The sequence below is a fragment of the Burkholderia sp. Ac-20353 genome (genome assembly GCF_017104785.1).
Classification (GTDB): Bacteria; Pseudomonadota; Gammaproteobacteria; order Burkholderiales; family Burkholderiaceae; genus Burkholderia.
On record NZ_JAAGPL010000085.1, the window covers coordinates 26,797 to 35,219 of the forward strand.

At 62.9% G+C, this 8,423-nt stretch carries 8 protein-coding genes; all 8 read right to left on the minus strand.

Features of this window, described 5'->3' with window-relative positions:
• Nucleotides 1-13 precede the first annotated feature (13 nt).
• On the minus strand, nucleotides 14-1,240 hold the full coding sequence (locus G3N94_RS23145) for an acyl-CoA dehydrogenase family protein (RefSeq protein WP_205794888.1): 1,227 nt from the start codon (nucleotides 1,238-1,240) through the stop codon (nucleotides 14-16).
• Nucleotides 1,241-1,288: 48 nt separating this feature from the next.
• Complete coding sequence (locus G3N94_RS23150; RefSeq protein ID WP_205794889.1) at nucleotides 1,289-1,783, minus strand: flavin reductase family protein; 495 nt, start codon at nucleotides 1,781-1,783, stop codon at nucleotides 1,289-1,291.
• A gap of 127 nt (nucleotides 1,784-1,910) precedes the next feature.
• Nucleotides 1,911-3,200 (minus strand): porin, encoded by a 1,290-nt coding sequence (locus tag G3N94_RS23155; protein WP_241022027.1) that lies wholly within the window; start codon nucleotides 3,198-3,200, stop codon nucleotides 1,911-1,913.
• Nucleotides 3,201-3,293: 93 nt separating this feature from the next.
• The gene (locus G3N94_RS23160) at nucleotides 3,294-4,655 is read right to left on the minus strand and encodes an aromatic acid/H+ symport family MFS transporter (RefSeq protein WP_205794890.1); all 1,362 of its coding nucleotides are present in this window, start codon (nucleotides 4,653-4,655) and stop codon (nucleotides 3,294-3,296) included.
• Between the two features lie 325 nt (nucleotides 4,656-4,980).
• Nucleotides 4,981-6,336, minus strand: coding sequence for a reverse transcriptase family protein (locus tag G3N94_RS23165; RefSeq protein WP_205794891.1), 1,356 nt, complete (start codon nucleotides 6,334-6,336; stop codon nucleotides 4,981-4,983).
• A gap of 325 nt (nucleotides 6,337-6,661) precedes the next feature.
• Complete coding sequence (locus tag G3N94_RS23170; RefSeq protein ID WP_241022030.1) at nucleotides 6,662-7,198, minus strand: type II secretion system GspH family protein; 537 nt, start codon at nucleotides 7,196-7,198, stop codon at nucleotides 6,662-6,664.
• Nucleotides 7,199-7,314: 116 nt separating this feature from the next.
• The gene (locus tag G3N94_RS23175) at nucleotides 7,315-7,704 is read right to left on the minus strand and encodes a type II secretion system protein (protein ID WP_205794892.1); all 390 of its coding nucleotides are present in this window, start codon (nucleotides 7,702-7,704) and stop codon (nucleotides 7,315-7,317) included.
• Nucleotides 7,705-7,713: 9 nt separating this feature from the next.
• Nucleotides 7,714-8,256 carry a type II secretion system protein gene (locus G3N94_RS23180; protein ID WP_205794893.1) on the minus strand — a complete coding sequence of 181 codons (543 nt, stop codon included), beginning with the start codon at nucleotides 8,254-8,256 and terminating at the stop codon, nucleotides 7,714-7,716.
• Nucleotides 8,257-8,423: the final 167 nt, after the last annotated feature.

Sequence of the window (8,423 nt, forward strand, 5' to 3'; positions counted from 1 at the left end):
AGCTCGGCATCCGTTATCCCGCCATGCCAAGCAGCATGCGACCGTACGGAACCATCGCGGCCTCCCAGTTCGCACCGAAATGAGAACCCGTGGTCAGGGAGTCGCGGTACCACGACTGCAGGGGATTGCGGTCGTGCACGATCTCGGCGCTGCTCGTCGACACCAGGGTCTCGATGCCACGGCGCGCGACCCGGTTGGCCCACACCGAATCGCGATGCGCCGCCTGCGCATCCTGCGTGGTGACGACCTTGCCGGATGCGATCAGATCGGCCACATGCCCGTGACGGCGATGCGCGACAAAAATCGCCGCATCGATGTCCGCAGCAGCTTCGCCCAGCTTGCACTGAATGATTTGCGAATCGGAAAGCGTCGTCATGCCGCGCGATACGCGGCCGCGCATCGTGAGACCGGTGTGTTCGAGCACGAGGCGCGCCAACGCGAGCGTCACCGGCAGTTGCGTAAAGATCGCGAACGCTGCCCGGGGGGCCTTCAGCAGCGGATAATCGGGGTGAACGGCACTGCCGGGGGTCTCCCCCCGCTTGAGACCCGCATCGCTGACCATGCGATGCTCCGGCACAAACACTTCATTGAGCGCAACGGTATTGCTGCCCGTGCCACGCAGGCCCAGCGTCTGCCAGTCGTCGAGAATCGTCACGTCCGACATCGGGACAAGCATGTACTGCAGCGAACGCCCACCGTCATGCTCGACCCACGCGCCAACGATCAGCCACTCGGCATGCCTGCACCCGCTTGCAAACGGATAGGTCCCCGTGATGCGATATCCGCCCTTCGTGCGCTGAGCCGTCGCGCGGGGCGCAAGGCTCGACGCGACCACCGCAAGAGGATTCGCACCCCAGACATCTTCCTGGGCCCGCTCCGGGAAGCAGCCGACGACCCATGCATGCTCACCGAAAACCGACAGCACCCATGCGCTCGAAGGGCACCCCATCGCCAGTTCTTCGACCACGCGCGACAGCAGCAGCGGCGAACTCTGCAGCCCCCCATAGCGTTTGGGCTGGAGAATACGAGAGAGGCCAGTTTCCCGGAAACGGTCTACCGTAGCCTTCGGCACGTTGCGCTGATTCACGCAATCCGCCTCACGCTCCTTCAGGACCCCGACGAGCGCCAGCGCCTCGTTGAACAATGCGCGCTCGGTGCTGTTCATCCAGCTGTCGTCGACCATCCGGTTCGAAGGAAGGAGCGCCAGCCCATTGCTTTCATTAACCTGCTGAGTAACCATTTTTACCCCATCATTCGCGGTTCGTGATTGATTGATGCGATCCCGTCATCAGGCGTGCGCCGTAATACCCGCATAGCCGCTGCGGTAATAGAGCAGCGGCGAGTTTTGTTCCAGTGCGTGAACGTCCACCACGCGGCCAATGAAAATCGAATGCGTACCGGATTCGATCGCTTCACCCAGCTCGCAATCGAACGCAACCAACGCGTCCATCAGCACCGGTGCACCGGTCTTCAGGACCGACCAGCGGTCACACCCGAAGCGCTCCGCGCGTGCGAGGGGATTCGCGAACCGCTGGGCAACCTCGCTCTGGTCCGCCGTCAGCACGTTCACACAGAACTTGCGGCTTTCCACGATCATTTGATGCGTCGTGTTCTGGCGATTCACGCAAACAACAAGTTGCGCGGGTGCCGCGGACAGCGAACAAACCGCCGTGGCAGTCATGCCGCCACGCTGCGCATTCGAAACACTGGTAATCAGCGTGACACCCGCGGCCAGGTTCTTCATCGCGGACTTGAAATCGGCTTCACTTACGGTATTGAACATGTCTCCACTCCGTATTCTGTTCATCGTACTGCCGCACCCGATTAACCATGAATTCATGATATCCATCGGAAAATACGGTGTGAAATGCTATTTCGGGTGAGGCCATGCATGCGATGCATGACTGGCTTCAGAATCTGTGGCAAAGACCGAACACGGTTGCAAGTTGCGTGTTCGTGCTCGACGGGGCACCGGTCAACGCAATCCACGCATTCAGATTTCTTGACGTTCGCTGATAGAACGCATCCACATAGACGTTTGTGCGCTTCGAAAGAAAATACGAAACGCCCATAGTCGTTTGCCAGTAATTTCCCGCTCCCGAGCCCTCGGTTGCGTGCGTGTACGATTGCGCGACCCCGCCGATCAGCCAGGGCCTGAACTTGTAACTGACGCTCCCCTCGATATTTTGAAAATGCACCGAGCCTGTGCCACCGCCGCTGCCCGTCCACGACGAAAACAACGAGGTGGCGGTCGGGCTCGGATTGTCGAAATGCGTGTTTGTATACATCAGGCCGAGCGTCGTATCGCCGAGGATATATTGTCCCGTCACCCCCCATGCCTGTACGTTCCGCGCCGATGACAGGAACGGCATCTTCGCCGGGTTGAAGTACGAATCCGACGGCGTTGCGCCAGTCGTATCGATGGCTGGCTGGCTCAGGCGCACGTAGGCCACCGCCAATTGCAGATTGTTGTTCTTATAGGTCGCACCGGCATTCCACGAACGGTTACTCCCGAAATTCGTGGAATTCGAGAACGCATACATCGCTTCTGCCTGCAAGCCCGCGTAGACGGGGCTCAAGTACTTGACCGAATTGTCGGTGCGATAGGTCAGGAAGCCCTCGTTATCCATCGGGTGCAACGCCGATCCGGTCAGGGCGGCCGCCGCCAGCAAGGGGCCGAAGAAATCCTGTAACGCACTGTATTGCCGCCCCATTGTCAGCGTGCCGTATTGTGCGGAGGACAACCCCACCCACGCTTGACGACCGAACAGGCGCCCGCCTTGCAGAGACGAGCCGCTGAACTGGTCGAACCCGTTTTCGAGCTTGGCGATCGCAAGCAGGCCGCCGCCGAGGTCTTCGTCGATCTTCAAGCCCCAGCGCGGCGCCAGCAACGGCCCGCTGAGGGTCTGCAACACGGATCCTCCGCCGCTGCCGGCCGCATTCTTCATGTTGTTCACGTAAAGAATGCCGCCATCCAGTACCCCGAAGAGGGTCACGCTGCTTTGTGCATGAGCCATGCCCGCAAAGGCACTCAACGCGAAAAGCGCGAAAACGGATTTCGTCGAACGCGCAGATACGCGATCGACGTTGACCGCAGGTCGTGCCGACCGACGGTGGTCGCGGCGAGCCAAAGGAAAGCGTGGTTCATCGACGAGCGTTGACGAAGCGGACGCCGCCTGAACGATTCCATTCATCTTCATTAGATTTCCTAACTAGGTACGGCTTGACATGGTCGGCTGCATTCAGTGGATCCAGGAAGAGCGCGACGCGTTGAACGGACCGGTGTTCTGTGCTTACTTCTCGACGTCGCCAATCAGTTGCATCACCATTTCCGCTTGCTCGTCGCGGGACCGGTCAGTGGAGTAACGGGTCTGGACTGCGGAGATCGACAGTGCCGAGAGCAATCCCGGAATCGCGAAAGCGAAGAACATGCTGTGGATCGAGAACGACATGTCGACCAGCCATCCCGCCAGCAGCGGACCCAGCATGCCGCCAATACGCCCCACACTTGACGAGAACCCCATGGCCGTCGAGCGGACGAATGCGGGATAGAACTGCGAGATATACACCTGCACCAGATTCATCGCACCAACCACTGGCACGCCTGCCACCGCAATCAGGACATAGGCCACGGTCGCATTCCGGTTCAATGCAAACAGCACCATCGTCACCGAACCGAGCAGATACAGGCCGACCAGTATTCGCTTGAGCGAATAATGATCGCCCGCATAACCCATGACTACGGTGCCGACGATCGCGCCACACTGCAGCACGATCAGGAACATCAGGCTCGAATTCATCGTGAAGCCTGCTTCCAGCATCAGTTTGGGCAGCCAGTTGATCAGGCCATAGCCGAGGATCAGGTGAAAGAAGATGGCTGCCGTAAACATTGCGGTGCTCAACGCACGGTCTTCACCAAACAACCCGGCGACAGGAATCCGCTCGCTCGCCTCGTGTTCCTCGTACAGCCGCGCGTCAGGTTCGATCCTGGCTGCGGGATTGATCCGCGCAAGCACGGCCAGCAATTCCTGCCTGCGTCCCTCGCGCAGCAGGATAAAGCTCGATTCCGGCATGTACCGGTATGCGAGCGGCAGAAAGATCAGCGGCACGGCCCCCATCCAGAGCACGAATCGCCAGCCGTAGCTCCCGATCGCCAGGATGCCGATGAACGGGGAAAGCATGCCGCCGAGGCAGTATCCGCACATCACGATCGCCGTGATGGTGGTGCGCGTTTTTTTAGGGGAATAGTCGGTGAGCAACGCGATCGCATTCGGCAGGATACCCCCCAGGCCGAGCCCGGCCATGAAGCGGAAAAATCCGAAAAGCCTTGGCCCTGGCGCAACCCCGCCGAGTGCCGTGAACAGGCTGAACAGGATCACGGTGGCCGCCACCATCCGCCTGCGGCCAAAGCGGTCGGCGAGCACGCCAAACGTGAAGGCCCCAAACAACATGCCGAACAGGCTGTAGCTGCCCAGTGCCCCCGCCTCCACGGCAGACAGATGCCATTCCTTCATCATCGGCGGCAGGATTGCACCGAATACGGCGGTATCGTAGCCGTCGAAGATGACGCAGAAGAAGCCGATAATCAGCAGGAAAAAATGAAACCGCCGGAAATCGCTTTTCGCGATGAATTCAGACACGTTTATCTGGTTCACGTTTTTTCGTCTCCACGGAATCCTTATGCCGGACTCCTATTTATGTGATCTTGTCGACGTTCTGTTTATCGCTTGGGCCGCCGACGATTCCACAAGCACATCCGGCAGACTCCCGGGGACCACTCGCTGTCGACGGTCTGCCGTACAGCGCCCGGTTGCTTGTCGAGGATGTGAGGAGACACTATAAGAAGCGTGAACAGCCGGCCAATGCATTTTGGGCTGCAGGGATGCATGCAAGACATATCTGTGCGCCGACCTGCTTGCAGCCGTGATGCGAGAGAATTTTGCGTGTGGAGCTTCAGGGTAAATACGGATCCTGGCCCGCTCACGCGTCGCCGTCACCCGCGTCCCAGACGATCCTGTCGAAGATCGCCTGCAGCTTCGCTCCTCGCGCATCGTTGAGCATCGTCGCGTGCGCGACGCGTCCCGCGAGATAGCCACGAAAGTCCGGATGCGCGACACGGTTCTGCGACGCCGGGCCATGCCGGACGCAGTTGGTCAGCATCGCCTTCAGCGTGTCGAATTCGTCGCGGGCAAGATTCGGGTGCCGGTTGACGACGACGCCCGCGAGCCGTTGCCGCACGCCTCTCCGCATCACGCGCGTCTTGCGCCACTGCAGCGCGAACCCTTCCTCGAGCGCGATCGCGCCGACCCTGGCCGGCAACCGTTCGGCCGCACGTGCCAGGACGGCGCCACCGGAAAACGCGAGATCGTCGGCATAGCGCGTATAGGTTGCGTCGAGCGAATGCGCCAGCGCGGCAAGCCGCGTGTCGAGCCGGAATGCGCACAGGTTCGCGAGCGCGGGCGACGTCGGCGCGCCCTGCGGCAGATGCCGGTTGCGATAGCGCTGACGGCCGGACCAGTCGAGCCTGTCGCGCAGGTCGGGCGCAAGCAGTCGCGCGGACGGCACGCGGTTCGTGCACAGCGCGGTCAGCGCCCTTGCAACTTCGAGCGGATAGCCGAGCGTGCGGAACAGCGCGTGGATTCGCGCCGCACGGATCGATACGAAGAAATCGGCGAGATCGAAGCGGATCACGACGTCGCGATCCGCATGCGGTGCGGCGAACGACACGATGCCGCGCCCTTTGCGAAAGCCGTGCGCAGCGTGATGCGGCGGAACGCGATCGAGCAATCCGTGCAGGATGCGGCGTTGCGCTTCGCGCAGGTGCCCTTTCGGAATCTCGACCAGACGGCAACTGCCGCCGCGCTTGTCGAACGCGCGGTACGTGTAGTGATGCAGCGGCGTTTCGCTGCGGGGCGCGACCCGCCAGCGATCGGCGAGCCAGTCGAGCTCGGGTACGCTCAGGCCGAGCCAGTCAGCGAGATCGCCCAGCGTCGGCAACCGGGGAAGATCGGGTGCATCGAGCGCGGGCGGCGGCGGCTGTTGCTGCGGCGGGCGCAGCACGATGCGCACGATCGTGGGCCGCGCGTCGCTGTGCCACGCGGCGACGAATCCCGGTGCGCTGGCGACGAGCAGCGACAAATCGTTCGGTTCGATGGCCGCCCACTGCTTGCCGAGATTACCGAAGCGCTCGATCGCGTCGCGCGCGACGGCGTGCACCCACGGCGGCGCATCGCCGAGCACTGCCGCCATGCGTGCCGCGACGCCGTCCGTTTCAGGCGGTCCGGCGAGCATGGCCTCGGCAAGTGTGCGCGTGATGTCGTACAGGGACGAATACATGGAAGTCGACGGGCGGGACGATGAGTCAACGTGCGCGGTGCTGCGAGAGCTGCTTTGCGCAACGCGCAATCGGGCTCTTGCGACGCATCGGGGAGTCGATCTCATCCACGGGGTAGCCCCGTAGTCCGGGAACATCGATTGCCTGCTCCTGGGGTGTGCTTGACCCACCGCCCCGCGACGCGACTTTAGCGGGCGTGCTGCGGACGTGTCAACCACGGGGCGGCTCGAACGGGCGTCGGCGCCCTGCTTTCAATGGCGCCGTTCATCGTCGCTATCGTCGTCGACTTCCGATCAGGGCGGGCTCGCAACGCTTGCGTACCCTCCGTCACCGCAGGCCGCTCGGGGCCTGCCCCGGCAGGAATCCGCCCGCGAATCCGGACAGGCTAGGAAAGCTGGCCGCCTGAGCGGGCGCGGCCGCCACTGCATCGCTGGCCGGCAAACTCAGGCCGGGTGCGAGGTAAAGGAACTTCCATTTTCTGTAAGTCTCCTCGCCCTCGAAATCCGAGTAGCGCTGCGGGAATCCCGCGCGCTTGACGCTCGCCTGATCCGAGCTGCTGTAGATGCCATATAAGCGATCGGCCCGCCACAGGAAGCTCCAGTCGTTGCGTCCGGTGATCGGATCCGGATACGCGCGGCGCAGATGATGCATCGGCTTCGGAAAGCGGGTATCGTCCACCAGATCGTCGACCGAGGTCGGGTAAGCGCGACCCGTTTGATAGTAGCGCACGATCGCCCGCCGATACTGGTCGCCGACGAACAGCAGCTGCTTCTCCTGCTCGCGGCGCCGTTGCAGCGCCCAGACATCCAGCGCGCCGGACAAGGCGATCGACATCAGCATCAGCGCGATCAGCAGCGCCAGCAGCACGAGCCCGCGCTGACGCGCGGCATGCGGGCGGCAGCGCATCGCGTGCACCTTTGCGCGCACCCTTGCGTGCGCCTTCACATGCGTAATGCGGCAGGCAGCCCGGCCGGCATCGCTCATTTCGCCGCTCCCGCCGCATGCGGCGGCTCGCCCTGCGGGCTGCTCGCGGGCGCCACGTCGTAGACACCCGGCTTGGTCTCGTCCGGCGAAGCGATCACCGCCCATTTGTCGTCGCCGTTCACCGGATCGAGCGGGATCGAGCGCAGGTAATGCTTCGCGACCAGTTCGTCGAGCGTTTCGGGGTACTCGCCGTTGTCGCCGTAGTATTGATCGATCGCATTGCGCATCACGGCGACATTCTGCTGCCGCACCTGCGTCTTGCCGCGTTCGATCGCATGCATGTAACGCGGCACCGCCAACGTCAGAAGCAGGCCGATGATGGCCATCACGACCACGATTTCAATCAGCGTGAATCCGCGAGGCCTGCGCATGCGAGCGGGTTTCATGATCTACGGTCACCATTGTTTGTACGGAATGCCGTTGATGCCGACGCGATCGGATTTCGAGGTCACGTCGAACACGTCCTTGCCGGCCTCCGCGATTCCCGACGCGTCGCCGGCCGCCTGTTCCGGTGGCGTTCCGTACGCGCGCACGTTCCAGGTGTCCTCGGCCGGCGTATCCGGGTCGCCGGCGAAGAACGGATCACGCGGCACCCGGCGCAGGAACATCAACAGGCCGCCTTTCGGATCCCGCGCGTCCTTCACGCCCGTGACGAGCACGGTCAGCGACGGCGGATAGCCGGATGCCTCCGCGTCCCTGTCGATCTTCCCTGCGTCGCTCGCGTCCTTGTATGCGTCGAGCGCGGTGCGGATCTCGCGCAACGCGGCGCTCAACTCCTGCTCCCTCTGGCGCTGCACGATCAGTTCGGAAAACGGCATGATCGCGAGCGCAAGGATGGCCACGAGCGCAAGCGTGATCACCATCTCGATCAGCGTGAAGCCGCGCCGGCCGTGACGACCGGTGCCGCCGACGCGCGTCGTGCCGTTCCGCGTGGCCACGGTTCAATTCCCGTTCTGGATCGAGTGAAGCGGGTTTTCGCTCGGGATGTCGCCCGCCGGCATCTGCAGCGTCGGCGGCGCTGCAGCCGCAGCAGGTGCCGCCGCAGCCGCTGCGGCAGGCGCGGTCGGCTGCGGCGTCGCCACCGGCGTGACGCTGGTGCCCGGGG